Source organism: Pontibacter deserti (assembly GCF_023630255.1).
Lineage (GTDB): Bacteria > Bacteroidota > Bacteroidia > Cytophagales > Hymenobacteraceae > Pontibacter > Pontibacter deserti.
Window position 1 is genome coordinate 1,289,359 of sequence record NZ_JALPRS010000001.1, and the last position, 25,947, is coordinate 1,315,305.

Here is a 25,947-nt window from a genome sequence, read left to right on the forward strand (position 1 = left end):
TAACTCTAAGTTTTCAAATAATTAGCTGCATGGCCTGCACTGATGCAAGAACAGTTTACTTTAAAAGTATAAGCTCTTTTTGCATATCCTGCTGGTTATCCTGCTTATTTTTGCAATTAGCGCAGCAACCTGAACAAGGCTTTGTTTTTAACTGCCTGAATGTAACCAAAGGTATCTGCGTATGATACGCCATTGTTTTAACATAAGCATTACTGAATAAGCGCTCCATCAGGTAATTATCCTGTGTAGCAAGTATAAGCATATCAGCTTCTTCGTGACCGGCAAAATCACTTATGCCTTCCAGCATATCTTCTTCTTCAAGTAATTTGTAGGATAAAGTATAAGCAGAAAGTAGTTCCTGCACTTCACGCATGGCAGCCTTAATACGGCTTCTGTGAGATCGCTCTGCGGAACTATAAACCTGCACTAACGTAAGTCCGGCACCTGCCTGGTTAGCAAAATCTGCGATTCTTCTCAGCACCTGCACATCGTGGTCTGTAAAGTCAGTTGCAAAAACAAGATGCTTTAATTTCTGAAAAGGAACATTCAACGGAATAGTTATGACAGGACATTCGAGCACTTCTATTACGGCAGATGCATGATTTGCTCTTAGTTGTTCATCTGTAGGTGCCGGGCTTGCTTCCATCAGCACCAGGTCCACAAAGTAATCCTGAACAATAGCTTTTATACTTTTACGCAACGTATCAGGGCGAACCAGGCATTCAAAACGAGTGAAACCGGTTCCAGCCTCATGCTGGCGTAGTAAAACGCGTTCCCCAAATGAGCGAAGGGTTTGGATCAGCCTGCTTTGTTGTGTAAATGTAAGCTCTGGCACTTGTGTAGTATGAACCAGAAGCAGTTCCGCGCCAAAAGCTTTTGCAAGCTGCCCGGCATATTTTAAGAGCTTCTCGCTTACCTGATCAAAATTAACTGGTACCAGTATGCGTTTTACCTGATTTATTGCCATAGTTTCCGTGTTTTGTTTACTGTAAAAATACTGCAGGAACCAAGTATATGCAGTGAGCAAGGTCACCGGTAAAAATGACTTAAGTCAGTTTATGACAAACCAACAGATGGGTAATAAAAAAGCTGTAAGCGTTATACTTACAGCTTTTACCTTATTCGGCCTTTGCAACAACTGGCTTAGTGCAGCAACTCATCTCCGTTTTATGTGCAGTCGTTTCAACTACTTTCGGGCTTAAGTAAGGTATACCTAAACCAAGTCCGCGAACTATAAAAAGTATAGCCAGCGTCATGCCTATGTAAGGTACGGCTCTGTTAAACATACCCCGCACTTTAAGGCTGATCAGTTTACCGGAAAGCGATACAAGGAATATCAGCGGGAATGTACCTAAACCAAACAGTGCCATATATAGCATGGCTCCTCCAACGCCCGGCGCACTAATAGCACCAGCAAGTGCAATGTATACAAATCCGCAAGGCAGTAATCCGTTCAGGAGGCCAACCATAAACAGTGAACCCAGTGAGTTCTTCTGGAAATAATATCCCAACTTCTGGCGCACCCACATCATCAGTTTATCAGTTCCTAACACACTGGATGACTTACCTTTAATAGCAGCTGGCAAAACTAATAGTAGAAGTATAAGCACACCGGATACTATAGAAACTGTCTGTTGCAAACCTGCCATCTGGAGTGACTCACCAAAGGCTCCGGCCAGTGCACCAAGCGATGCATAAGTTACAATCCTGCCGCTATTGTACAGGAGCCGGCCGGCATAGTATCGCCAGCCGGTGCTCCCGACAAAGGGTAGCGCCATTGCTATAGGGCCGCACATCCCGACACAATGGAAACTACCAACTAATCCGAAAATAAAACCTGCCCAGATCATGGCTACTTTATTTGTATGGTTTTCTCAGTATAATAAGTCTCTTCGCCATCACTAAAGTCAACGCGTACTTTCCACAGGCCACTCTCCAGATTACCTGTTTCAAGTAACTGGCTTTGGTCCCGCCCTAGCTGCAATGGTAGCTGCTCGTCCATTTCATCATTTGATGGCCTGAAGAGTGTAATGGTACCTGTCAGGCTTTTGTCTTTGTAAGTAGCAGGCAACTGCAGAAGTATAGATTTTGCCTCTGCATTATAGCTAAGCATCACATCTCCCAATGCCTGCGTGCGTTTTACTTTTTCAATCTGATCCTGGTACTGAATCTCCTGCTCGTAATAGTTTTTGCTAACAAGATCTACATCCTGGTTCATTGCTTTATACACGAACATGGCGATATAGCCCATAAAACAAACCATTGCGCCCACAATCATATATGGCCAAAGCGTGAAACTTTTGTTTATATCTGAAGCTTTCATTTTAATTTCTCTTTTGTACTTCTTTTGTCACTTCTACCTGAGTACCTTAACTATAGTTACTGGAGAAGTCCTTATTCCTCTTCGACGAATTAGCTGGCTGGACCCAGGAATTTTGTTTCTGTGGTTGTGATCAACTCATTGCCGTGGTACACTCCTATTTCTATTTCGGAGTTCATGCCTGTTAATTCTTCTTTCGCTAGCTCTGTAAAGAATACTCCTTCCACAATTCCCTGAGCCGGAAGCACCAGCTCATTACCCACCACTTTTATAGAACCATCTTTACCTATCAGCTTTAAAGTAAGCGGCATGTCATGGTTGGTCTTATTTATAACAGAGATGTTATACAGGTTCTTGATGTGCCCCTGCTCTGTTTTCTGATACAACTGACCAGGCGTGCGTAGTATAGTTGCTTCGGCTTCGTCACGGGTTAGCAGTAGTGTAGTAAGTGCTGTTAAAAGTATAACCAGCACAGCAGTATAGCCCATTACCCGGTTTGTGAAGAATGTCCACTTCGTACCCTTTTCAATTGCTTCTTCCGATTCATAACGGATCAAACCTTCCGGCTTATCGATCATGCGCATAATGTCGTTGCAGGCATCTATGCAAGCGGTACAGTTGATACACTCCAGCTGCTGCGCGCCATTTCTGATATCTATACCTGTCGGGCAAACCTGCACGCACTGGTTACAATCAATACAATCGCCTTCGGTACGTTCCTGGTTCTTGCGCAGCTTGCCTCGTGGTTCGCCCCGGCCATAATCATAGGCTACTACTACCGTTTTCTTATCCTGCATTACGCCTTGCAGGCGCCCGTACGGACAAACTATAGTACAAACCTGCTCCCGGAACGAAGCAAATACCCAGTAGAAAACACCTGTAAAACCCAGTAGAGACCCGAAACCGATCATGTGGTTGAAAGGACCTTCCGTAATGACTTTCTGCAGTTCGTCTATACCTATAACATAAGCCAGAAACAGATTTGAGATAATGAAAGAGATAAGAAGGAAAACAGCGGTTTTAGACCCTTTTTTAAGTATCTTCTCCGTATTCCAGGGCATCTTGTCAAGCGCCTTCTGTTTGGTATAATCTCCTTCAATGGCATACTCTATTCTACGGAAGACCATCTCCAGGAAAATGGTCTGGGGGCATACCCAGCCACAAAAGATGCGTCCGTATACGACCGTGAAAAGAATGATGAATACGACCAGAGTTAGGAAAGCTACTACAAGTATAAAAAAGTCCTGGGGCCAGAACAGCACCCCGAAAATGACAAACTTGCGCTCTACGATGTTAAGCATGAGCAGCGGCAAGCCGTTGACCTTTATGAAAGGTCCTGCAAATAAAAGCGCCAGCAATAAATAGCTAACATATTTGCGGTAGTTGTATAGTTTACCTTTTGGCTTACGGGGGTAAACCCAAACGCGCTTACCCTGGTCATCTACTGTGGAGATGTGGTCCCGAAACTCATCGGTTGGTTTTATTTTTGTTGCCATGGCAGTGGTAATTTGTGCGGATATTAGTCCTGCCTGATTTATAATTATGAATGACTGAATTTTGAATGAGTGAATACTATTGGAGCGAACCACCCTCAATTCATCACTATGTTCCCAAAATCTAGTGTTACAAAATTCCCCATTATGGCAGTTATAAAAGATGACTTACGTCATAGAATGAGGTGATTGTGGTCAGTTATAGTTACAACAGCTGCCCGACTGAACAGCTATAGTTGGTGCAGATATAAAATAAAAGTTGCAGGCACCTAAGTATAAGCACCTGCAACCTTAACATTCTCGTTTTCAAAACTATACTTTACTCTTTCTCGCCCTGTGGCTCTTTCGCATTAGCCGGGTTAGAGCCTTTCAGGCTCAGGATGTAACTGGATACTTCCAGGATCTGGTCTTTGGTAAGCTTGCCCTGCCAAGGCACCATACCTTTGGCCGGTACGCCATACTTCACGGTCTTAAAGATCTCGTTCACATCTCCACCGTGCAGCCAGTATTCATCAGTTAAATTCGGGCCAACAGTACCCTGTCCTTCAGGGCCATGGCAGGCAGCACAGTTTGTACTGAATAACTTCTTACCAGACTCTAGTGCTGTAGCATCTGTAAGTGGCTTATAGTCAGTAACCGCATTCGGGTCGTCTGGTGTGGCAGCGGCTAGTAAAGCAGCCTGCTCCATCTCCATCTCGTATTCTTCTGTCTGCAGCGAGCCTATCTTAAACACATGGTAGTGAAGCATATAACCAACTGCGAAAACTATACTTACATAGAACATCATTTTCCACCAAGGTGGCAGGTCGTTGTCATATTCCTGTATGCCATCAAAGTCATGGTGCGAGTGGATCTCGTTTTTAGCCTTACCAGTTACCAGTGTTGCATCACCACGCATCAGGAACAATACTCTACCCGCTAAAGAGCTTCTAAAATCTTCATCATGGATAGAATCGCCCAGCATTGGTATAAACAACCGGAACATCATCACCAATACCAGTATAGTTAGCAGGATAATTACAGTAGCCAGACCAAACGTGAATAGTAGCACTGGAGGAAGATCCATGAAGGCAACATCCTTTTCTGCGGCAGCTGCTTCTGCAGCTTTCGGGTCAGTAGTTGGTGTTGCAGGCGCTTCAGCTACTACTTCAGCTGGCTTCTCACTTTCCTGCTGAATAAAGGCAATTACATTTTTGATATCATCATCTGACAACGACGTACCAAAAGCAGGCATCGGCACCTTGTTGAACTTCTCGAACAGCGCTACCGCATCTTTGTCACCTGCCTGCACCAGTTCCTGTGAGTTTTTGATAAACTTAACCAGCCACTCCTCGCCACGACGTTTGTGTGCGTCTTTTAAAGCCGGTCCTACGACATCAGTATCTATACTGTGGCAGGCAGTACAATTGCCATCAAAAATGGCTTTACCTGCTACGGCATCCTGTGCCTGCACAGCCGGTGTGCCCAACAAAAGCAGACCAGCCACCAGGCCTAGGCTGCTTTTAGCCATTATTTTTGTTAAAGAGTTCATTGTCTTACGCTATCAAAAGTGGTGTCTTCAGTTTCTTCGTCGCATGCGATAGCGCTCATCGTGTGCGCATACTTTTTGTCCATCAGGGCAACGTATACTATAAGGCCCAGAAAGAACACAAAAAAGATACTGAACGAGATAAGCGGGTATATTTCGATGCCGTCTATGGCTTGCAAAACATTCTTGTACATAATTTTAGACTTTAGATGTTAGTACTTAGATGCCAGATTTTCTACAGCAGATTTTGAAGCCTATTGCCTAAAATCCAGCGTCTAAAATCTATTCTGTTACTTCTTCTTTTACCTTGATATCTGTACCCAGGCGTTGCAGGTAAGCAATCAATGCTACAATTTCCTTCTCAGGTTTCACTTCGATGCCTTCTTTTGCAAGGTCAGCTGTGATACCTTTCGCCTGCTTCATCAGCTCGTCGTTAGAGTTAGCGATGTATTCATCCTCGTAAGGAACGCCCAGTTGTTTCAGCACGCGCAATTTATCTTCTGTTGTGCTCTGGTCTATATCCTGCTCAAACAACCATGGGTAAGATGGCATAATAGAGCCTGGCGACATAGAAGTTGGGTCCATCATGTGGTGGTAGTGCCATGAATTAGGATACTTGCCTCCCACTCTGTGCAGATCCGGACCGGTACGCTTAGAGCCCCACAGGAAGTTGTGATCATACACAAACTCACCTGCTTTAGAGTACTCTCCGTAGCGTTCAGTTTCTGACCTGAATGGACGAACCATTTGTGTGTGGCAGTTAACGCAACCTTCTTTTATGTATAAGTCACGACCTTGCAGCTCCAGCGAAGTATATGGTTTAACACTAGCTATAGTTGGCACGTTAGACTTAATCACAAAAGCAGGTATAAACTCAACCAGACCACCGATAAGTATAGCTACTGTTGCCCAGATCGCCATTTGTGTTGGACGCTTCTCGATCCAAGAGTGCCAGTGGCCCGCATTGTTTGATACAGTTGGTACAATTACCGGTGCTTCAGTTCTTTCATTAGCCTCCAGCGAGCCAGACTTAACTGTTTTAACCAGGTTGTAAACCATCAGGAACACGCCACTCAGGTATAGCACACCACCTATACCACGCATGTAGTACATCGGCACGATCTGAAGCACTGTCTCCAGGAAGTTAGAATACTGTAGTGTACCTTCTGCTGTGAACTGTTTCCACATTAAGCCTTGTGTAAAGCCTGCCCAGTACATTGGTATGGCATAGAAAAGTATACCCAGCGTACCTAACCAGAAGTGCGCATTGGCAAGCTTCTTAGAGTATAGTTGTGTTTTATAGATGCGAGGAAATAACCAGTAAAGCATCGCAAAAGTAAGGAAGCCGTTCCAGCCAAGAGCGCCCACGTGCACGTGAGCTACTATCCAGTCAGTAAAGTGAGCTATAGCGTTTACGTTTTTCAGAGAAAGCATCGGGCCTTCGAACGTTGCCATACCATATGCAGTGATAGCAACAACCATAAACTTCAGGATAGGCTCTTCGCGAACTTTATCCCAGGCGCCACGCAGTGTAAGCAAACCGTTGATCATACCACCCCAGCTTGGTGCAAGCAGCATCACAGAGAAAACCACACCCAGTGACTGTGCCCAGTCTGGTAATGAAGTATAAAGTAAGTGGTGCGGACCAGCCCAGATATAAATGAAGATCAGCGACCAGAAGTGGATGATAGATAATCTATAAGAGTAAACCGGACGGTTAGCAGCTTTAGGCAGGAAGTAGTACATCAGGCCTAGGAATGGCGTTGTTAAGAAGAACGCAACCGCATTGTGGCCATACCACCACTGTACCAGCGCATCCTGCACCCCTGCATAACCAGAGTAGCTCTTGAACAGGTTAACCGGCATCTCATAAGAGTTTACGATGTGCAGCACCGCAACTGTCAGGAAAGTAGCGATATAGAACCAGATGGCAACATACATGTGCTTTTCACGGCGCTTGGCAAGTGTACCAAACATGTTCCAGCCAAATACCACCCAGATCAGCGTAATGGCAATATCAATTGGCCACTCCAACTCGGCATACTCTTTTGAGGTTGTCATACCCAGCGGAAGCGTGATAACGGCAGAAACGATGATAAGCTGCCAGCCCCAGAAGTTAATTTTACTGAGCAGGTCAGAATACATACGGGTCTTGCAAAGACGCTGCAGCGAGTAATAAACCCCCATAAAGATGGCGTTACCCACAAAAGCAAAAATAACCGCGTTTGTGTGCAAAGGCCTTACACGACCAAAGGTGGTATACTGTGTTCCCATGTTCATGTCTGGGTTTGCCAGCTGGAAGGCGATGATCACCCCTATCAGCATACCGGCAATGCCCCAGAACACGGTGGCTATACCAAAATCCCGAACGATCTTATTGTCATAAAAGAACGTGTCGGTCACACCCCGGTCCGTACCTTTTGGTACTACCTTGTCAGGTGCATTTTTTAAGACTTCAGCTACATTAGTTGACATGTGCGGTGTCCTCCGTTTTGTTTAAGTGTTGTATTTGTTTTGAATTCTAGTCTTTAACTATGGCTACAAATTTCCGCAAGAGCGCCTCGGGAAAAGATGATTAATATCATTCCTATTGGTGATTGATATCAGCCAAGGGAGTTAGAGAGGTATGAGTTTAGGAGTTAAAGAGTGTACAGAACTATAGTTCTCAGCTATAATTTACTGCCTTGGTTAACGCTAAACCTATTTTAGGGGCATTGCTAAGCAGCTCTTTATTCTTTCGGTTTCTTCCTATTCTTTGCAGGGATCTCATTATCGAATAACATGCGAACGGCTGGTGTGTAGTCGTCATCATACTGCCCCGAGCGAACTGCCCACAGGAAAGCTCCCAGGAATGCAGCTGCTACTGTCACGCTTATAGCTATCATTAAAAAGATGATATACATTTTAGTAAAGAATTAAAGAGTTAGCGAAGTATGAGTTAAGGAGAAAACTCATTATACATTAGTCATTACAATCCCGCTCGTTTGGCGGCGATATTCACAGATATAGTTGCGAACACGATCACGCTGAGTGAGCTTATCGGCATAAGTATAGCCGACACAATTGGCGAGAAAAGCCCCTGTACGGCAAGTGTCAGCCCGATCACGTTATAAACCAGCGACACAGCGAACGTAGCCAGAATGATTCTCATGGTCGTTTTAGAGAACTTCAGAAATTTGCTCAGTTTATTGAAAGCAGTAGCATCCAAAATGGCATCGCAGGATGGTGAAAAGTTGGTAATACTGTTTGTAAGGGCTATCCCAGCATCACTTTGGCGCAGGGCACCGGCATCGTTCAGGCCGTCACCCACCATCATTACCTGATGGTGCTGGTTTTTAAGCTGTTGTATATATTCCAGTTTCTGAACCGGGCTTTGGTTAAAATTAAGTTCAGCAGAAGTACCCAATAGTTCTTTCAGCCTAGCTTCTTCGTGGTTGTTGTCCCCTGAAAGTACTGCCAGTTTTTTATCATTCAGCTCTTTCAGAATATCTTTCAAGCCCTGGCGGTACACGTTATAGAAAGTATAGTAGCCAAGTATAACTCCATTAATGGATACATAAACTGTTGTCTTAAGTGTATCTTTAACAGCATCCACATTAACTCCTATATATGAGGCAGATCCGACCCGAACTATACTTCCGTTTACTTCTCCAATCAATCCTTTCCCGGTAAACTCCTGAAAGTTGAGTATCTCTGTCGTTTCACCTTTCAGGCTCAGGAAAATGCGCTGGCTAAGTGGGTGCGTAGAGTGGCTTAAAACAGATTTTATACTTTGCTCCTGCGCTGCTGTCAGTGCTTTTCCCTTATAGGTAAGTTCAGCAGCGCTTGGCTCCGTAAGTGTACCGGTCTTATCGAAAACAACGGTATCTATTTTGGCCAGCGTTTCTACTACAGCCGTATTTTTAAGGTAAAACTTGTTCTTCCCAAATATCCTTAAGGTATGGCCATGCACAAATGGTGTAGCCAGAGAAAGTGCACATGGGCAGGCGATGATCAGTACCGATATGAAGGCTTTCATGGCCATATCCATGTCGCGGGGCACCCAGTAAATAAGCGCACCTGCAGCAACTATTAGTGTAACTATAATGAACCATTTACCTGCAACGTTGGCATAGGTGCCTACACTCTGCTCTTCGTTCTTCGAGAAAACACTGTCGTTCCAGAGCTGGGTCAGGTAACCCTGCGATACTTCTTTTACCACTTCCAGTTCTATACTTTCACCAACCTGGCGGCCACCGGCATAGATCACTTCGCCCATCACCTTCTCTACCGGTTCAGATTCCCCACTCACGAAACTATAGTCTATCATAGCCTGACCACGCAATAGTATAGCATCGGCTGGTATGAGCTCCTGGTTACGGATACGGATGCGATCCCCAACTTTCAGGTTACGAACAGCTACAGCTTCTTCCTCGCTATTCTCTTTCAGCACTGTTACCGATACCGGGAAATAGGAAGTATAATCTCTGTCGAAGGAAAGGGTGTCGTAGGTTTTCTGCTGGAAGTATTTACCGATCAGCATAAAGAAAACCAGCCCGGTAAACGAATCGAAGTAGCCCGGGCCAGTGCCGGTTGTAACCTGGTAGATACTAACCAAGAACAATGCAAGCAAACCTGTAGCAATTGGCAAATCGATGTTGACCATGCGCTGCTTTATACCTTCTAAAGCCGAAGTAAAGAACCCACGCGCGCTGTATACAAAAACCGGAATTGCCAGCAGAAAGCTCAGGTATCCGAAGAAAGAACCAAAAGTGCGCTGCAAACCGCCTGTTATAGCCAGGTAATCCGGGAAAGCCAGCAGCATGACATTACCAAAGCAAAAACCCGCAATACCTAGTTTGTAAATGATCGCACGGTTTGGCTTGGAAGTTTTTTTTCCGTCAGTGTCAGCCAGCGTAATTTCAGGCTCGTAGCCGATCCGGGCTAACAAGGTAACCACCTCACGCAGGTTTGTCTTCTGATGAAAATAGGTCAGCGATACTTCTTTGCGCAGGAAATTTACAGTAGATTCAGAAATGCCCGGATTTAGCTTGAACAGATTTTCCAACAACCAGATACAGGAGCTGCAGTGCATCTGTGGGGCATAAAACGTGATCTTGCAGATATTATCGTCTTTAAAACTGATCAGTTGGGCTTCTACACCGGCATCGTCGAGGTAAGCAAAACGTGCTTCTGAAACTGGTTTTTTGCCTGTTATGCCCGGGTTTTCCTCCAGGTTATAATAGTTGCAGAGATTATTTTCCTCTAAAAGTTCGTAAACGGTCTTGCAGCCGGAGCAGCAAAAAGCTTTATCGTCGGCTATAATTAATTCATCCACGCAGGAGTCCCCGCAATGGTAGCATGTATGGACATTGGTTTGGAGTGCGGCTTCCATCTCAATTTCTAATTATGGTCTTTTACAAAGGTAAAATGCCGCCCTTCCCTAAATGATGACGAGTGTCATTTTAAGTGGTGATTGATATCACTGATTAGTACTATAAAGCTAAAGACATTTGTATTGTTAAAGCTGCTGGAAGGAAGCCTCAGGAAGAGTTTCAGACAAGTATAAGCCCGGGAAATTTTGTAAGCAGATAACAGGCCGTACAGGTATAGATTTATACTTGAAGGCCAACCAGAGAAAAAAGGTGTTTTGTTTTTAAGTTTAGTATAGGTGAACAAAGTATGGTAAGACATACTGAAACAGAAAAGGCAGGCTACAATGAGCCTGCCTTTTGTTTTTTATACTTCAATGCCTTTCCTTAATCGTAAAGATGGCAGATCTTAAATAGTTTGTCCGGGGCTAGTATGGTAATGCTGCTGCCTTTTGTTGTGATGATGTTTTCATCTTTGAATTCCGATAGTAACCGTATAGTTGTTTCCTTGGCTGTACCAACTATAGAAGCTAGGTCTTCCCTGGAAATAGAAATCGTAAATTTATTATCGCCTTCCTGCTGCTGGTAGGTCTTCTGTAACAACAAAAGGGCTTCTGCCAAGCGCTCACGTACAGGCTTGTACGCCATCTGCACCATGCGTTCTTCGGCTTCGCCCAGTGCTCTCGAAAAAAGCTTCATCAACCCGCTGGAAAAATCAACATTTGTTGCAATAAGGTCCATGAACTGCGATTTAGGTATAAAGCAAACTACAGCATCATCAAGCGCTACCGCCGACGCAGAATAGTTCGAGTCAGCCATTAATGCCCTGTATCCTACTACATCTCCGGGTTTTGCCAGCCGTATAATCTGCTCTTTTCCATCGCTACCCATTTTGGTAACCTTAACCTTACCGGAATTGATACAATGCAAGCCGGCAGGGCGAGTACCTTCATGAAAGATTACCTGGCCTTTTTTAAAGGTAAAGCAAGACTTGGCAGCACTAACATCTTCCAACTCATTGCCCTTACAGCAACCAAGAAGGGAGTTCTTCCGGGAAACGCAATTACGACAGTCTGGCGCTGTGAATCTTATCATACAATTTCAAATAGTGCCGTAAATGTAAGCATTAGCACCATATTTCCTAATGACAGCAACAGCCTTTCTAATTCAATTGTTCCTGAAACACTATAGTAAGCAACTATAAATCAAGCACCTATAGCAAAACAAATAACCAATATCCAATAAAGTCTCTTTATTATTTATACTTCCGGGTTGAAAACGGAAAAGGAATTATCTGTATAGAAGAACACAATCTGCTTCACTTGCTTATTTGAATTAAGACTTGTTAAATCCGGGAAAACAGGCAGTTTCGGATTTTGTATTTTAACAGGCTCTGTTTCCTTATCAGCTGGTTCAAACAGCGGACTTAAAGTGTGAGTTTGGTCTGCTATTTTTGCTTCAGGTTGTACATCTGCTTTTACTATTTCTTTTAGCATTTCTCCTTCGCCTAAGAGCAGCCAGTTCAGGTTGATCTGCCTATATTTGCCTATCACTTTGATAATCACATCAAGACTAGGCTTGTTACGCCCGCTCATAATATGACTAAGGATGGCTCTTGGCACTTCTATACTATCAGCAAACTGAGAGTTGGTTAGCTTATAGTATTCCATTAAGTGCTGTATTCTATCTATCATATAAAGAGCTAAAACTTCACAAACAAATGTATAAGACTTCTATATACCATGCAACTATCACTATCTGTTAAACTACAAAATGAGGCTCAATAAAGCTCTAACAGATACAGTACAACAGATTAATTTACAATAATTTATCAAACTTCAATTGTTTATTTAAGAATCAATTTACAAATGTATATACAAATGTTAATTACTTAAGTCCCTATTGAATAATTGTATTAGACAGTATTTATAAGATATAGACAAGTGATGTAAGAAAACATAACCCGTTGTGACTGATATTTTAACTAAATTATAGAACTGACAGTATGTCACTTTACTTTTACCCTTTTGTGGATAATTCGAGTTATCCACAAAAGGGTAAATCATTCAAGTCTAATCAGTTACGAAGTAACTATAAATTGATGATTTAACTCTTGGTTTTGAAAGTGTGTTAACTCTGAATGAGTGCAATTAAATTTACTGTTTAATGTAAAATATATACCACAGCGAATTTGTACTTCGCAAAGATCCTAACTTTAAATCCAAAAAAGGAATAATAAAAAACACCATCTCCTGCCGAATGGCAGGAGATGGTGTTTTTTATTATTCTGGTTGCTTCTTATTTTACGATCAGTTTCCCATGCATCCTTTTCCAGTGGTCAGGGTAAGTACAAACAAAATCGTAAGTACCAGGCGTCGGCGCTTTAAACTCATGCGTTACTGTCTGGCCGGGTTTTGCCAATGGAGTCCAGGCAATTATATGTTTGCTATCAGGGATATAATTTCCGGAAGCACCTGTTTTATTCCCTGCCAGTGCCACTTCTTTATACTTGCCACTGGTAGTAAGCACAAAGTTATGGATCATGGTAAGGTCGGTGCCTTCGTTGACTAAGGATAGCGTTATGAGCGCATCTTTAGCTACCTGTACTGTATCCTGGTCAAAAGCCATTTCTTCTGCAGTGTTACCTGTCGCGCGAAGTATAATCTCTACTTTAGGCTGTAGAGTTGTATCCCCTGGCAGCTTACTAGCTCCTGCAGTAGTGTCTTCTAAATTTTCTTCCAGGGTACCTGTTTCCTGCTTAATACCGTCACAAGCTGTTAAACTATAACCAAGCACCATTGCAATAAAAAAAACTTCTCTTCTCATGCTTCGCTCCTTTCCGGGATATTACCCAAAGAACTCTTTAGCAAGCTTTTTATCGTGCCCATAGATGTCGTCTCTGAAGTGCACTTTCCCCTGCTCATCAACCCAGCTTGTAAAGTACACCAGGTATACCTGCATCTTCTTAGGCAATGTTACCCATTCTTCCTCGCCGGTATCAATCGTTTCTCTTATTCTTTGTTCATCCCACTCCGGCATGTCCTGCAATAAGTATTTTGCAAGTTCAACAGGCTTTTCAAGGCGAACACACCCATGGCTAAACCCTCTTTCTGTTTGGTTAAACAACGCATCTGCAGGCGTATCGTGCAGGTATACGTTATAAGAGTTCGGGAATAAGAATTTTAAATCTCCTAACGAGTTCTTAGGCCCCGGGCGCTGACGCACCATGTATGGAAAGTTCTTTTCAGTAACACTGGCCCAGTCTATACTATATGCTGAAATTGGCTTCGGATCTTTCTCCTTTGTTACAATTTCCATATCCTGGCTTTCCAGGTAGCCCGGGTTTCTCAGCATGGCAGGCTTTATCTCTTTTTCTACGATGGTATTAGGTACATTCCAGTAAGGCGCCAGTACTACAAACTCCAGCTTATCACTAAATATAGGTGTTGAGTTTAGCTCTTTTCCTACGATTACCTTCATCTCGAATACCTTCTTATAAGACCGCTCAGCTTCAGGGTCGTTTTCAGGATCTTCGTAGATATACAGCTTATATTCCGGTATATTTACCCAGATATACTTCTGATCCAGGCTCTTTGGAACCAGGCGCTTCGGTATCCAGCGCCAGCGCTCCATATTCATCATGATCTGCTGAATGCGGTCTTCGACAGGTACGTTCATCATACGCAGTGTATTACCACCAACTTTCCCATCCTGGTCCAGCCCGTGCAAGCGCTGAAACTCTTTCACCTGCTGCACCAGTGTATCATCAAATTTGCGCATGTTAGGGTCATTCACATTTATCGGTTGCCCCGGATTTAGGCGCTTGCGCAACTGTATAACAGCAGCGGAGGTATCGCCTTTTTGCAGCATTTTCGTTTTACCGATATCTACCTTCTCCCAACCGCCTTTTGCCTGTAGTGCTCTATACTTGTGCAGGGTCTCGCGCAGGTCTATATAGCCTTTATGTAACGCTTCAAACTCATAGTAAGGGTAAGTACTTTCACGTTCCTGAAGTATAGTTTGCAGGGCCTTATGCAGCTTTATCTTGTTCTTCTTTACATTCCAGTCTATAGAACCAACCTCACCAGGATTAACCCTGCCACGGTAAAAATCTGAAGCATAATTAAAATAGGAAGCAGTAAGGCCTACATCTATCTGTTGCTGCAGTTCCAGCCGGGCAGAGTCTTGTCTGCCCATATCTTCATATTGCTTGAATAAGCTTTTAAACTCAACCAGTTTATACTTCTTCGGGTCCAATCCTTCTTTGGTAGCATTATCAATCGTAGCCAAGAATTTCTCAGCTTCGGGTACCAGTTCATTATCGCGGAACCAGGCAAGTTTATAGTCGCGCTCGCCATAAAACAGGTACATCAGGTCAGCATGCTGTTTAAACTCAGGCTGCTTGCTGATGTAACTCTTTATATATAGACTGTCTGTAGTGGCCTGAGGCAATTCTTTTATGCCAAGTATTTCTCCAATCTCTTTCCCCTGCCCGCTGCCGTCTGATTTATTACAGGATGCTAAAGCAGCAACAATAAAAAGCAGGTATATGTAGTATATTTTATTCTGATAAGGGTTCATGTCATTTTATTTAGTGAATTGTTGCCTGAATCTGACGTCATAAGCTGATCAAGTTCAACACCAATCTGCGTTTAATACAAATTATATCTCTATATAGACTTACTAATAAGCATTTCACCTTTATGTACTTCAACTTTATACAAAAAGTTATTCATGATTCATTAAAACAATCTGAAGCTCCCACCAAGTATAAATACTACCTGAAAATGTAACAGAGCAGCATTGGCAAAGTTTTTATGGTTAAACCTAAATCCTTAACTTACCCAATAAAGTAATCAGCTACGTATGAAGCCTTATCAGAAATATTTACTAGGATTGGGGATGGCCGGAAGCCTGCACCTCTCCGCTTGCACCACTCAAACTACCACTAACTCCGAAACTATGACCACAGAACAGAAGACCCAGGAACAGGTATCAGAAGATGTGCATAGCTATGCTGAACCAGGCAAAGCCATTGCCCGTCACCTCGACCTAGACATTGCCGTTAACTTCGACGCTAAAACTATAAGCGGCACTGCCAGCTATACTATTGACAATGTTGCTAAAGGCAATGAGATCATTTTTGATACCCGGGGCCTGCAGATAGAGAAAGTATACCTGGGCGATGATAAAGAAGAAACAACGTTCCGTTTAGGAGAAGCTGATAAGTTTTTAGGTCAGCCACTTTATGTAACTATAAAGCCTGAGACCAAACGCGTTACCATACAATATAAAACATCTCCGGATGCCGCCGCACTGCAATGGTTAAACCCACAGCAAACCGCAGGTAAAAAATACCCGTTCTTGTTCACACAATCGCAGGCTATACTTGCCCGCACCTGGATTCCGATACAGGACAGCCCGGGCGTGCGCATCACTTACAATGCCAAAGTGCAGGTACCAAAAGAACTGATGGCAGTAATGAGCGCCGAAAACCCAATGGAGAAAAATAACACCGGGGTTTATACTTTCCAGATGAAGCAGCAGATCCCGTCTTACCTGATGGCGCTCTCGGTTGGTGATATGACTTTCCGGAAAGTTGGCCCGCAAACAGGTATTTATGCGGAGCCGGCAACTATAGAAGCCGCAGCCTATGAGTTTGCAGAAATGGATAAAATGCTGGTAGCTGCTGAAAAGATCTACGGCAAGTACAGATGGGACCGCTATGACTTACTGGTGCTACCTCCTTCTTTCCCGTTCGGTGGCATGGAGAACCCACGCCTGACCTTTGTAACGCCAACTGTACTGGCAAAAGACCGCTCACTTACCAGCCTGATTGCGCACGAACTTGCCCATAGTTGGAGCGGTAACCTGGTAACAAATGCTACCTGGAACGATTTCTGGCTGAACGAAGGCTTTACCGTATACTTTGAGCGCCGCATTATGGAAGAGCTTTATGGTAAATCTTATGCTGATATGTTAGCTGTGCTCGGCTATCAGGACCTGAACAACACTATAAAAGAACTTGGTGCAGATAGCGAAGACACGCGCCTGAAACTGGACCTGGAAGGCCGTGATCCGGATGAAGGTTTAACTGATATTGCCTACGAAAAAGGAAATCTGTTCCTGCGCCACATCGAGATGGCAGTTGGCCGCGAAAAGTTTGATGAATTTGTAAACAAGTACTTCAACACGTTCGCCTTCCAGAGTACTACCACCGATAAATTCCTTGATTTCCTTCGAAAAGAGCTGATCAAAGGTGACACTGAGCTTGCCGATAAAATTGACATAGAAGGGTGGGTATACACAGCCGGTTTACCAGAAAACCATATCAAGCCTACCTCCGAACGTTTTACACAAGTTGAAGAAACCTATAAAGCCTGGAAAAATGGCCAACCAGCAAATCAGTTAGTAACCAAAGACTGGTCTAGTCATGAATGGCTGCATTTTATACGTATGCTGCCAGAGCAGATGAGCCAGCAGCAAATGGCAGATTTAGATAAAGCCTTTAACTTCACCAATTCCGGTAATTCAGAAGTGCTGGCAGCCTGGTTCCTACATGCTATCCGTAACAACTATGTAACTGCCGATAAAGCACTGGAGACTTTCCTGACAAACGTAGGAAGACGCAAATTCCTGGTGCCAATCTATAAAGCGCTTGTAGCATCTCCGGAAGGTAAAAAGAAGGCGTTGGCCATTTATGCCAAGGCCAGACCAAATTACCATGCGGTTTCAACTGTTACCTTGGATGAACTGCTGAAGTAACAACTATAAAGTATAGAAAAAGAAGAAGCCCAACCAAAAATGGTTGGGCTTCTTTTATGTATACTCTGTGGCTTTCTTACCTGCTTGGGTAGCCAGGCGAAACAACAGAGTTTTTTTCTTGATTAACGTTCGGCTTTAATGTTCACAGACTGTTCTGCGATCATGGTCAGCTTCTGGTCAGTTGTTTTTTCTTCGTCAAGTGTAATGCCTAGCTCTTTCTCCACATCTTGCATGCCTAGTTGTTTAGCATAAGTGCAAACAGTACCATAAGCAGCAATCTCATAATGTTCTACTCTCTGGGCACATGCAATAAGCGCAGCATCCATCACGCTTTGGTCAGCACGCTCGCTCATCATGGATTCGCATTCTTTAATAATGCCTTCCATGGCCTTGCAGTGTTCTGAACTGGCTTTCTCACCAATCATGTTAAAAACATTGTCTAGTCGCTTTATCTGCTGCTCTGTTACCATTAAATGTTCTTCAAAAGCAGCTTTCAGTTTTTCTGAAGATGCAGCCTTGATCATTTTTGGTAACGCTTTTGTAATTTGATGTTCAGCGCTGTAAATGTCTTTTAGTTCGTGGATCATCAGATCCTTTAAGTTGTTTAATTTCATAGCTTGGAAAGGTTTAGCGTCTAACAAATTCTCATAAAGAGCTTGTGGCATTCTATACGTGAGCCCTTGCCGATGGTTAAATAAAATAGTAATTTATTTAACCAACATACCCTAAATCACAGATAAAACAATAAACCATATAACATTACCTATATTATATAAATCTCACTTATTGCAAAGCTGTTAACCGGAACTGATGCAATTTTTTTGGCACGGTTTTGCAACGAAAAAGTATAAGAACGGTAAAGTTTGAAAGTAATCCGGTTGCTTGTAGTAAAGTTTACTGGTGTAGCAGTTGAGAGAGGCGACAAACAAAGTATAAAAACTATAACCTGTGGAAAAACCAAAAGGAAAACTGATTGCCATCGGCGGTAACGAAGACAAAGGCACTTACCCTAATCCTAAGTCTAAAAAGAAATACTACCTGGACTTTTTTGAACTAGGTATATTAAAACGTTTTTTACAGGAAATACCGGCCAAATCACCACAGGTAGAAATAATTACAACCGCATCGCTTATACCCGAAGAAGTAGGAGAACGCTACATGAGCGCCTTTGGAATTTTAGGTGCAGAAAATGCTAGGCTGATGCACATTAAAACTGAAGAAGACGCTCTAAAACCTGAATACCTGGAGCGTATTAAAAATGCCGATGGCATTATGATGAGCGGAGGAAACCAGTCCCGGCTGACTCAAATATTCGGGGGAACAGCGTTCTTGGACATTCTTAAAAAGAAATATTATGAAGATCCGTTTGTAGTAGCCGGCACCAGTGCCGGGGCTATGGCTATGTCTAAAATCATGATCAAGGGCGGCAATATTTCTGATTCACTGTTACGGGACTCCGTTAAAATAGCACATGGACTTGGTTTTATTGAAGGTGTTATCATTGACTCACACTTTGTAGCCCGTGGCAGGTTTGGGCGCTTAATGGAAGCTGTTGTGATACACCCTAAAACAATAGGAATAGGTCTCGGCGAAGACACAGGCGTACTTATTACAGACGGTGACCTGATCGAAACAATAGGATCAAACCTGGTGGTAATTATTGATGGACATAATGTAGGCTATACCAATGTGCACCATGTTTCTCCGGGTCGCCCAATCTCTATCGAAGGTCTGTTGATGCACGTTCTGGCTAAGGGTAACATTTATAATATAGATACCCGGGAGTTCTTTAAAGATGAAGAGGCACTGCAGCACAGTTTGCTACAGGCCTCCCAACGCTAATCCGCCTAAGGTGGCAACCCGCAAGTATAGCATCGCTTATAGCTTTTGACTTGCCACCGCTACTTCCTCTCTGTAAATTGCTACCAGCGGTTCCAGGTTATTGATCTTGCAGGCACGGTACATTCCTGCAGAATTAAATGGCATGGCAACATTACCTGCGTTATCAACGGCTATTAAGCCACCTTCCCCGCCTAGTTTCACCAGTTTATCCATTACTACCTTGTCGCAGGCCTGCTGTAAAGTATAGCCTTTATATTCCATTAAGCAGGAAACATCGTAAGCCACCACAGCTCTCAGAAAAAACTCACCGTGACCGGTGCAGGAAATGGCACAGGTATAGTTATTAGCATAAGTACCAGCGCCTATTACCGGTGTATCGCCTATTCGGTTATAGTTCTTATTGGTCATGCCTCCTGTTGATGTTGCAGCTGCTACATTTCCATGTTGGTCTAATGCCACAGCCCCTACAGTACCAAATTTCTCATCTCCGGCTGTGTGGTCCAGCATAAACATATCAGAATCACGTACCTCACTCCATTGTTTGTAGCGAAGGGCATCAAAAAAGTATTCTTCCGGTTCGAAAACCAGATGCTGTTTACGGGCAAATTCTTCGGCGCCATAGCCACTCATAAATACATGGTCTGAATACTCCAGTATAGCTCTTGCCAATGAAACAGGATTTTTAAGGCTATACACCCCGGCTACAGCCCCGGCCTGTAGTGTTTTACCACACATAATAGCTGCATCCATTTCGTGTTTGCCATGTTTTGTAAACACAGATCCCTTTCCTGCATTAAACAGAGGCGTATCTTCCAGATCTTCTACTGTTTTCTGAACAGCATCGAGTGCAGTACCGCCATCAGCCAGAATTTTGCTACCAATTTCCAACGCCTTGTTCAAGGCTGTTTTATACTTTACTTCAAGTGCCGGGGTCATCGAAGACGGTGTAATAGTTCCGGCTCCTCCATGAATGGCAATAGAGAAATTACCCATTTGCATTAATTTTTGGTACAACTCATCATACTTTACGGTGCTATGCAGCCACAGTTCATCCGGGGTTAAAGTTTGCAAAAAAAGTACACTTAAACCGTAGCAAAACACTTAAACCACATTAAAATTTAGTATCTTTGTTTTTAGTTAATAAATAAAAAATACAGAAATTATGTCGTTTGATATCCAAGGAAAACTGCACGAAATTTTTGCGGAAAACCAGGTAAGTGATAAATTCAGAAAGCGCGAGTTTGTGCTCGAGATTCCGGATGGATCTTATACCCAGTACGCTAAGTTTCAGCTAACTCAGGATAAGTGCAACCTGCTAGACCAGTTCCAGAAAGGACAGGAAGTAAAGGTAACTTTTAATTTATCGGGTAAGCCATTTGTGAAGAACGGTGAAACCTTATACTTTACTAACCTGCAGGCCTGGAGACTTGAAGCTGCAAATGGTGGCGGTAACTTCGGCGGAGCTCCTGCTTCGGCACCTGCGCAGGCACCTACGTTCTATTCTTCTGATGCAGATAACGATTTACCTTTCTAAGTATAGGTATCATATACAGAATGCAGAAAAGCGAGCTTAAGGCTCGCTTTTTTTATGGCTACCTGAGCCAACCTTTCACGTAAACTGTAGTAAAAAACACGCTCCGTAAGGTTATACTTTACTAAAGCGTTAACAGAGCTATACTATGGATGAACTCCAGCGCCTTATCTGGCAGGGCGAGAATGACCAGGTGGATTTTAAACAACGGGTTACCCAACCTGAAAAAATTGCCCGTACCATGGTGTCTTTTGCAAATACACGCGGGGGCGTAATACTGATCGGAGTTAAAGATAATGGTATCATTTGTGGCATAGACCCGGAAGAAGAAAAACATACCCTGCACCTGGCTGCCAATTTTTACTGCGATCCGCCAGTTGCGCTCACCTACGACGAACTGGAAGTTGACCACCATACCGTACTGAAGGTAACCATACCGGAGAGCCGGCATAAACCACACTTTGCTAAGGTAAAAGAAGACGACTGGCGTGGCTATGTGCGTGTAAAGGATACCAGCGTACAAACCAGCAAAATGGTAGACAAAGTGTTGCAGCACGAAAGCCCTGTTTTTGAACGGATTCCGCTGGACCGCCACGAAAACGCAGCCCTTGAAATATTACAGAAGCAGCCCCGCCTAACCCTGAAGCAGTATATGAAAGCAGCTAACCTATCGGAGCGGCGTGCCCATCGGATACTTATAAAGCTTGTAATACATGGTTACCTGCGCCTGCACGATAAAGAAAAGGAAGACTATTATACGTTAAGCTAATCTTTATACCTCAGCAGGTTACCTTTCAGGTAGGTTTCGGTATGGGTTAAGTTCCCTTGTTCATCAAATACCTGCCACTCTCCCTCCCAATAATAATGAGCCATGGTACTGTCGCGGTATAACTTTGCGTTGCCCGATTTAGCCAAGTTGCCATTCTCGTGGTACCGCCAGACCTGTATTACAGGTGAGTTACGGGTATACTTTTCTTTCATGTACAATCCGCCACCAGGGTAATAATAGCGCCATGTACCTACTTCTTTGCCATGCTTAAACCGCCCGTTCCTGATCAGGTCCTTATCATCATTTATATAGATCTTCCAGCGGCCATGGTATTCTTTGTTCTTATCAAAAGCATTTACCTGAAACGGGTTGTACCACCTTTTTATCTTATAGGGTACCGCAATCTGAGCTGTACAAATAGTTGGCAGTAACATCAAAAACAGGATGTAAAGGCATTTTCGGTTCATAGTTTTTGGGTAGTATGGATTTATATAACTAAGATAAGAAATTTAATGATTTGATTAAACACCTTATTCAAAGCTAACCCGCTCATCTTCAGCAGGCTTCTAAAGTATAACAACTGGTATCATAAATTTTATTTCTGATCTATAGTAAAATTTATATAAATGGCATCACCACCGGTAATGGTTTAACGTACAACAGCATAAAGCTCATAACCACCTATTATACCCTGAGCTATACTTGCTGCATCTTCACGCAGCTTATTGGTTTTCACCCTTAACCAAGATTTTATGCCAAAAGCAAACCCATTACCCGAGAATAATAAACCTGTCAAAGCCAAAACCGCATCCAGAGAAAAAACAAGCAGTGTACGTGTACCAAAAACAGCTATAAAAGCACTAACTGATACAGAACGCAAGGTTTTTGTGCTGGATACCTCTGTTATACTTTACGACCATAGTGCTATCCAGAATTTTCAGGAGCACGACGTGGCTATACCTATCACAGTGCTGGAAGAACTTGATAACTTCAAGAAAGGCAATGACATTAAAAACTTCGAAGCCCGTGAATTTATCAGGTTCATAGATAAACTATCTGCGGAGCACAAATTGCAGGAATGGCTGCCACTAAACGGAAAAACCAAGGGCAACTTCCGGGTGATCATGAACGAAAGCACCAACCTGGATGCTGTTAAAGTGTTTGGTGATAAAAATGACCATCGTATACTTAACTCAGCACTTCAGATACAGCAGGAACAACCCGACCGCAAAGTAGTACTGGTTACAAAAGACATTAACCTACGCCTCAAGGCCCGTGCGCTTAACCTAATATCAGAGGATTATGAAACCGGCAAAATACAGGATGTAGCAGGTTTGTATACTGGTAACGATACACTAGAAGACATACCGGCCAACCTGATAAATGATTTATATGAAAAAGGGGTAAGTGAAGTAGAAAAGGTAATGCCAACACCACCTGCCGATAACCACTTTTTTGTACTCAAAAGCTTCAAAAATTCTATACTTTCCTTTTATAACTCCCGAGAGAAACTGCTGGAGCGGGTAGACAAGCAATCGGCATTTGGTATAAAGCCTCGTAATGCAGAGCAAACCTTTGCTCTGCATGCCCTGCTGAACCCGAACATAAAACTGGTGTCGATACAAGGTGTGGCAGGCACAGGTAAAACCCTGTTGGCTTTGGCAAGCGCACTGGAGCAGCGCCGCGACTATAAACAGATCTACCTGGCCCGCCCTATCGTGCCGCTCAGCAACAAAGACATTGGTTACCTGCCCGGAGACATTAAATCCAAGCTTAACCCGTATATGGAGCCGCTATGGGATAACCTGAAGTATATACAGAACCAGTTCCCGGAGAACAGCAAAGAGTACCAGAAGATACGGGATATGGTGGACCTGGAGAAACTGGTGATTACACCTTTGGCTTACATCCGTGGCCGCAGCTTATCGAATATTATTTTTATAGTTGATGAAGCCCAGAACCTGACCCCGCACGAGGTTAAAACCATTATTTCGCGGGCTGGCGAAAACACTAAGATCATCTTTACCGGAGACATTTACCAGATCGACACACCATACCTCGACTCTCAAAGTAATGGTTTATCTTATTTAATAGATCGTGCTAAAAATCACCCGCTTTATGCGCACGTTACCCTCATGAAAGGCGAACGCTCCGAACTAGCAAACCTGGCAAACGAACTACTATAGTTAGAGAATTTGGGAAGTAAGAAGTATGAATTAGAAAGTTAGAAAGTTAGAAAGTTAAAGCCGCGGCTAAATATAGCCGCGGCTTTTGTGTTATAGCTGTGAAGTATAGTTTATACTGCTGAAACGTTACTTTTTATGCATTCAGGTAGCGCGACTTCAGGATATTCATGTGGTGCCGTTCGTGGGCTGCAATTACGTGTATAATACCCCGGAGCGTAATTTCTTTGCTGTTAGCTATACCTACATTATCCAGCATTTCATTGGTAAAACTACGGAACAGGTATAAATTAGACTTCCGTACCAACTCATACTCTTCCAGCATATCGGTTAACTTACGATTATCTGCATTAGAGTTCTCTGCATAGCCATTTTCATCAAAGCCAGGCAACGACGCTTGTTCTCCGCGGGCAATACATAAGGCACGGTAAGCAAAAATACGTTCAGAATCCAGCATGTGCTGAAACAGCTCTTTTATACTCCACTTTCCTTCGGCATAAGCCTCCTCTGCACGGGTGTCATCTAAATTATGCAACAGCTGGCGCAGGTCCTTTGCCTGTTCTTCCAGTATATCCAGCACCTCTCCCTGCTCCGGAAGCTGATCTATATAAACATGGTAATAAGCAGGGTATTCAGATGCTTGTGGTCTTGTGATGGTTAATGCCATAGTTTTATTGGTTAGATGCGTTTGTATTCAGTGTGGTTGCAAGCAATGTTTGCAGGTTTTGTAATCCTTGCTGCAATTCTTCTTCGGTTTTATTTTTCTGCCATACACCTTTATAAAGCGCCAGGGGGTTATCTTCCAGCGGAGTGGTTTGCTGCCATGTTACTAGTGTTCCGTTCTCCTGCTCTTCCAGTATAAAGCTACCTATAGTTCTAACAGATTTGCCTTGCTCGGTTAATACATAACCTAAGCTATCGGGAGCAACACTTTGTGTTAAAACCATCTGCCAGTTACCTGTTTTGTCTCCTATCCAGCTCTGCCTTGCTCCTACTCCGCGGTGTGGTCCGCCATACATATAAATAACCGTTGGATCGTAGTTTTTATTCCAGGCGCTCCAGTTTTTCCAGTCAGTAGGGTTGTTCAGGTAAGGAAAAATCTGCTCTGGTGTAGCATTGATCTTTATACTTTGCCTGATCTTTATTTCGCCGGGTAACGTGGTGGAAAACCAAAATAAACCGGCCGCCAGCATTACCAGTACCACAGACATTCTTAGCAACAGCTTCATAAGGTTTTAGAAATAAGGGTATAACAGCCTTGTACTTTGGGCTGATTTCAACTACCAATTTAAAAGAACTAATGAGTACAAATCAATAGGGTATGCATATATATTTTTAACCAGCATTATACCTGTTATACATTGGGTTCAAAAGCAATTAAAGCAGCTTTATAAGCTGCTAATCCGTAGAGTAAAGCATTTAATAAATATAAGAGAGAACCATGTTACAGGATTTAATACAAAAAGGATTGCGCTTGTCGCAACATGCTATATTCAGGAGATTTATAAGTAAAGCAGGTGGCTTTTTAGGGAAACCAGCAAAACTGGCCATGCTGCTTACCTCCGCCTACGACAAACTAATTGACACCAAAAGTACCGAAAGCGGATTTACACAGGTAAAAGAGATCATGCAGACTTTCATCAGGTTGGTAAAGGCATATATTAATGGCAGCTACCGTGCAGTGTCTAACAGATCCTTACTTGTTGGTGTCGGTGTACTTCTATACCTGGTTACACCGTTAGATGTGATACCAGACTTTATACCCGTATTAGGCTTGCTCGATGATATCAGCCTTATGGCTTGGTTTGTAGATGCCTTCCAGAAAGAAATTTCCAATTTCAGAGCCTGGGAACAAAACCGAAACGTTGAACCAACAATGGGAGTACTTTAGGGGAGTTAGAGAAGGAAGAGATTAAGAGTTAGAGAAGTAAGAAATAAGAACCTATACTTACTACGTTACTTGAGAAAGTATAAAAGCCGTTGCAGTAAGATGCAATGGCTTTTTCTATTTGAATTATTGTTACTCCCCTCCCACCTAAACTTTTTAATCTTCTAACTTTCTAACCTCCCAACTTCTTAACTTCCTCAACTCATACTTCCCTAACTCCTAAACTCATCCCTCCCAACTTCTTAACTCATCCATCTTTAACTCCCAAACTCTTACC

At 43.2% G+C, this 25,947-nt stretch carries 24 protein-coding genes; 6 read left to right on the forward strand and 18 right to left on the reverse strand.

What is annotated here, in order from left to right:
- Nucleotides 1-55 precede the first annotated feature (55 nt).
- The 13 genes from MJ612_RS05570 to MJ612_RS05630 form a co-directional block, all read right to left on the reverse strand.
- Nucleotides 56-967: a universal stress protein gene (locus MJ612_RS05570; protein ID WP_187030250.1), complete on the reverse strand. Its 912-nt coding sequence runs from the start codon at nt 965-967 to the stop codon at nt 56-58.
- Between the two features lie 151 nt (nt 968-1,118).
- Entirely contained in the window at nt 1,119-1,850 is a 732-nt protein-coding gene (locus tag MJ612_RS05575; RefSeq protein WP_187030252.1) for a sulfite exporter TauE/SafE family protein, read from the reverse strand.
- A 2-nt stretch (nt 1,851-1,852) separates the two neighbouring features.
- Nucleotides 1,853-2,323, reverse strand: a complete 471-nt coding sequence (locus MJ612_RS05580) for a FixH family protein (RefSeq protein ID WP_187030254.1) — start codon at nt 2,321-2,323, stop codon at nt 1,853-1,855.
- Nucleotides 2,324-2,412: 89 nt separating this feature from the next.
- Nucleotides 2,413-3,816 (reverse strand): cytochrome c oxidase accessory protein CcoG, encoded by a 1,404-nt coding sequence (gene ccoG, locus MJ612_RS05585; RefSeq protein WP_187030257.1) that lies wholly within the window; start codon nt 3,814-3,816, stop codon nt 2,413-2,415.
- 316 nt (nt 3,817-4,132) lie between these two features.
- A complete protein-coding gene (locus MJ612_RS05590) occupies nt 4,133-5,323 on the reverse strand; it encodes a c-type cytochrome (RefSeq protein WP_250419066.1) in 1,191 nt (396 codons plus the stop codon).
- 17 nt (nt 5,324-5,340) lie between these two features.
- Nucleotides 5,341-5,535, reverse strand: coding sequence for a hypothetical protein (locus MJ612_RS05595; RefSeq protein WP_187030261.1), 195 nt, complete (start codon nt 5,533-5,535; stop codon nt 5,341-5,343).
- A gap of 88 nt (nt 5,536-5,623) precedes the next feature.
- Nucleotides 5,624-7,816, reverse strand: a complete 2,193-nt coding sequence (gene ccoN, locus MJ612_RS05600) for a cytochrome-c oxidase, cbb3-type subunit I (RefSeq protein WP_222619607.1) — start codon at nt 7,814-7,816, stop codon at nt 5,624-5,626.
- Nucleotides 7,817-8,070: 254 nt separating this feature from the next.
- Complete coding sequence (ccoS, locus tag MJ612_RS05605; protein WP_187030263.1) at nt 8,071-8,244, reverse strand: cbb3-type cytochrome oxidase assembly protein CcoS; 174 nt, start codon at nt 8,242-8,244, stop codon at nt 8,071-8,073.
- A gap of 65 nt (nt 8,245-8,309) precedes the next feature.
- Nucleotides 8,310-10,715 (reverse strand): heavy metal translocating P-type ATPase, encoded by a 2,406-nt coding sequence (locus MJ612_RS05610; protein WP_187030266.1) that lies wholly within the window; start codon nt 10,713-10,715, stop codon nt 8,310-8,312.
- A 364-nt stretch (nt 10,716-11,079) separates the two neighbouring features.
- A complete protein-coding gene (locus tag MJ612_RS05615; protein WP_187030268.1) occupies nt 11,080-11,787 on the reverse strand; it encodes a Crp/Fnr family transcriptional regulator in 708 nt (235 codons plus the stop codon).
- A gap of 164 nt (nt 11,788-11,951) precedes the next feature.
- Nucleotides 11,952-12,386, reverse strand: coding sequence for a helix-turn-helix domain-containing protein (locus tag MJ612_RS05620; protein WP_187030269.1), 435 nt, complete (start codon nt 12,384-12,386; stop codon nt 11,952-11,954).
- A 604-nt stretch (nt 12,387-12,990) separates the two neighbouring features.
- A complete protein-coding gene (locus MJ612_RS05625; RefSeq protein ID WP_187030270.1) occupies nt 12,991-13,518 on the reverse strand; it encodes a plastocyanin/azurin family copper-binding protein in 528 nt (175 codons plus the stop codon).
- 21 nt (nt 13,519-13,539) lie between these two features.
- Nucleotides 13,540-15,273, reverse strand: a complete 1,734-nt coding sequence (locus tag MJ612_RS05630; RefSeq protein ID WP_187030272.1) for a L,D-transpeptidase family protein — start codon at nt 15,271-15,273, stop codon at nt 13,540-13,542.
- 285 nt (nt 15,274-15,558) lie between these two features.
- Here MJ612_RS05630 and MJ612_RS05635 point away from each other — a divergent pair, with 285 nt between their 5' ends.
- Complete coding sequence (locus MJ612_RS05635) at nt 15,559-17,457, forward strand: M1 family metallopeptidase (protein ID WP_250419067.1); 1,899 nt, start codon at nt 15,559-15,561, stop codon at nt 17,455-17,457.
- A gap of 122 nt (nt 17,458-17,579) precedes the next feature.
- Here the strand turns inward: MJ612_RS05635 and MJ612_RS05640 are convergent, their stop codons facing one another.
- Complete coding sequence (locus MJ612_RS05640) at nt 17,580-18,071, reverse strand: YciE/YciF ferroxidase family protein (RefSeq protein WP_187030274.1); 492 nt, start codon at nt 18,069-18,071, stop codon at nt 17,580-17,582.
- A gap of 334 nt (nt 18,072-18,405) precedes the next feature.
- Between MJ612_RS05640 and MJ612_RS05645 the strand changes: the two genes are divergently transcribed.
- Nucleotides 18,406-19,299, forward strand: coding sequence for a cyanophycinase (locus MJ612_RS05645; RefSeq protein WP_187030276.1), 894 nt, complete (start codon nt 18,406-18,408; stop codon nt 19,297-19,299).
- Between the two features lie 36 nt (nt 19,300-19,335).
- Here the strand turns inward: MJ612_RS05645 and MJ612_RS05650 are convergent, their stop codons facing one another.
- On the reverse strand, nt 19,336-20,370 hold the full coding sequence (locus tag MJ612_RS05650) for an isoaspartyl peptidase/L-asparaginase family protein (protein WP_394802020.1): 1,035 nt from the start codon (nt 20,368-20,370) through the stop codon (nt 19,336-19,338).
- A gap of 91 nt (nt 20,371-20,461) precedes the next feature.
- On the opposite strand from MJ612_RS05650, the gene MJ612_RS05655 reads away from it, so the two are divergent.
- A complete protein-coding gene (locus tag MJ612_RS05655) occupies nt 20,462-20,833 on the forward strand; it encodes a DUF3127 domain-containing protein (protein WP_187030278.1) in 372 nt (123 codons plus the stop codon).
- Between the two features lie 145 nt (nt 20,834-20,978).
- A complete protein-coding gene (locus MJ612_RS05660) occupies nt 20,979-21,599 on the forward strand; it encodes an AlbA family DNA-binding domain-containing protein (protein ID WP_187030280.1) in 621 nt (206 codons plus the stop codon).
- On the opposite strand, the gene MJ612_RS05665 is transcribed toward MJ612_RS05660, so the two are convergent.
- Nucleotides 21,596-22,066, reverse strand: a complete 471-nt coding sequence (locus tag MJ612_RS05665; RefSeq protein WP_187030282.1) for a toxin-antitoxin system YwqK family antitoxin — start codon at nt 22,064-22,066, stop codon at nt 21,596-21,598. The two genes, MJ612_RS05660 and MJ612_RS05665, sit on opposite strands and share 4 nt — an antisense overlap.
- A gap of 285 nt (nt 22,067-22,351) precedes the next feature.
- Between MJ612_RS05665 and MJ612_RS05670 the strand changes: the two genes are divergently transcribed.
- Nucleotides 22,352-23,785: a PhoH family protein gene (locus tag MJ612_RS05670; RefSeq protein WP_187030284.1), complete on the forward strand. Its 1,434-nt coding sequence runs from the start codon at nt 22,352-22,354 to the stop codon at nt 23,783-23,785.
- Between the two features lie 133 nt (nt 23,786-23,918).
- On the opposite strand, the gene MJ612_RS05675 is transcribed toward MJ612_RS05670, so the two are convergent.
- On the reverse strand, nt 23,919-24,449 hold the full coding sequence (locus MJ612_RS05675; protein ID WP_187030286.1) for a DinB family protein: 531 nt from the start codon (nt 24,447-24,449) through the stop codon (nt 23,919-23,921).
- Nucleotides 24,450-24,453: 4 nt separating this feature from the next.
- The gene (locus tag MJ612_RS05680) at nt 24,454-25,011 is read right to left on the reverse strand and encodes an SRPBCC family protein (protein WP_187030287.1); all 558 of its coding nucleotides are present in this window, start codon (nt 25,009-25,011) and stop codon (nt 24,454-24,456) included.
- Nucleotides 25,012-25,223: 212 nt separating this feature from the next.
- Here MJ612_RS05680 and MJ612_RS05685 point away from each other — a divergent pair, with 212 nt between their 5' ends.
- Nucleotides 25,224-25,673 carry a YkvA family protein gene (locus MJ612_RS05685; protein WP_187030289.1) on the forward strand — a complete coding sequence of 150 codons (450 nt, stop codon included), beginning with the start codon at nt 25,224-25,226 and terminating at the stop codon, nt 25,671-25,673.
- Nucleotides 25,674-25,947 lie beyond the last annotated feature (274 nt).

Bases quoted from the DNA above. Each gene is read 5' to 3' on its own strand.
- MJ612_RS05580 (WP_187030254.1), bottom strand. From the start codon at position 2,323: ATGAAAGCTTCAGATATAAACAAAAGTTTCACGCTTTGGCCATATATG.
- MJ612_RS05590 (WP_250419066.1), bottom strand. From the start codon at position 5,323: ATGGCTAAAAGCAGCCTAGGCCTGGTGGCTGGTCTGCTTTTGTTGGGC.
- MJ612_RS05680 (WP_187030287.1), bottom strand. From the start codon at position 25,011: ATGAAGCTGTTGCTAAGAATGTCTGTGGTACTGGTAATGCTGGCGGCC.
- MJ612_RS05665 (WP_187030282.1), bottom strand. From the start codon at position 22,066: ATGAACCGAAAATGCCTTTACATCCTGTTTTTGATGTTACTGCCAACT.
- MJ612_RS05610 (WP_187030266.1), bottom strand. From the start codon at position 10,715: ATGGAAGCCGCACTCCAAACCAATGTCCATACATGCTACCATTGCGGG.
- MJ612_RS05620 (WP_187030269.1), bottom strand. From the start codon at position 12,386: ATGATAGATAGAATACAGCACTTAATGGAATACTATAAGCTAACCAAC.
- MJ612_RS05570 (WP_187030250.1), bottom strand. From the start codon at position 967: ATGGCAATAAATCAGGTAAAACGCATACTGGTACCAGTTAATTTTGAT.
- MJ612_RS05640 (WP_187030274.1), bottom strand. From the start codon at position 18,071: ATGAAATTAAACAACTTAAAGGATCTGATGATCCACGAACTAAAAGAC.
- ccoS (WP_187030263.1), bottom strand. From the start codon at position 8,244: ATGTATATCATCTTTTTAATGATAGCTATAAGCGTGACAGTAGCAGCT.
- MJ612_RS05615 (WP_187030268.1), bottom strand. From the start codon at position 11,787: ATGATAAGATTCACAGCGCCAGACTGTCGTAATTGCGTTTCCCGGAAG.
- MJ612_RS05660 (WP_187030280.1), top strand. From the start codon at position 20,979: ATGGATGAACTCCAGCGCCTTATCTGGCAGGGCGAGAATGACCAGGTG.
- ccoN (WP_222619607.1), bottom strand. From the start codon at position 7,816: ATGTCAACTAATGTAGCTGAAGTCTTAAAAAATGCACCTGACAAGGTA.
- MJ612_RS05595 (WP_187030261.1), bottom strand. From the start codon at position 5,535: ATGTACAAGAATGTTTTGCAAGCCATAGACGGCATCGAAATATACCCG.
- MJ612_RS05635 (WP_250419067.1), top strand. From the start codon at position 15,559: ATGAAGCCTTATCAGAAATATTTACTAGGATTGGGGATGGCCGGAAGC.
- MJ612_RS05670 (WP_187030284.1), top strand. From the start codon at position 22,352: ATGCCAAAAGCAAACCCATTACCCGAGAATAATAAACCTGTCAAAGCC.
- MJ612_RS05575 (WP_187030252.1), bottom strand. From the start codon at position 1,850: ATGATCTGGGCAGGTTTTATTTTCGGATTAGTTGGTAGTTTCCATTGT.
- MJ612_RS05675 (WP_187030286.1), bottom strand. From the start codon at position 24,449: ATGGCATTAACCATCACAAGACCACAAGCATCTGAATACCCTGCTTAT.
- ccoG (WP_187030257.1), bottom strand. From the start codon at position 3,816: ATGGCAACAAAAATAAAACCAACCGATGAGTTTCGGGACCACATCTCC.
- MJ612_RS05685 (WP_187030289.1), top strand. From the start codon at position 25,224: ATGTTACAGGATTTAATACAAAAAGGATTGCGCTTGTCGCAACATGCT.
- MJ612_RS05655 (WP_187030278.1), top strand. From the start codon at position 20,462: ATGTCGTTTGATATCCAAGGAAAACTGCACGAAATTTTTGCGGAAAAC.
- MJ612_RS05630 (WP_187030272.1), bottom strand. From the start codon at position 15,273: ATGAACCCTTATCAGAATAAAATATACTACATATACCTGCTTTTTATT.
- MJ612_RS05625 (WP_187030270.1), bottom strand. From the start codon at position 13,518: ATGAGAAGAGAAGTTTTTTTTATTGCAATGGTGCTTGGTTATAGTTTA.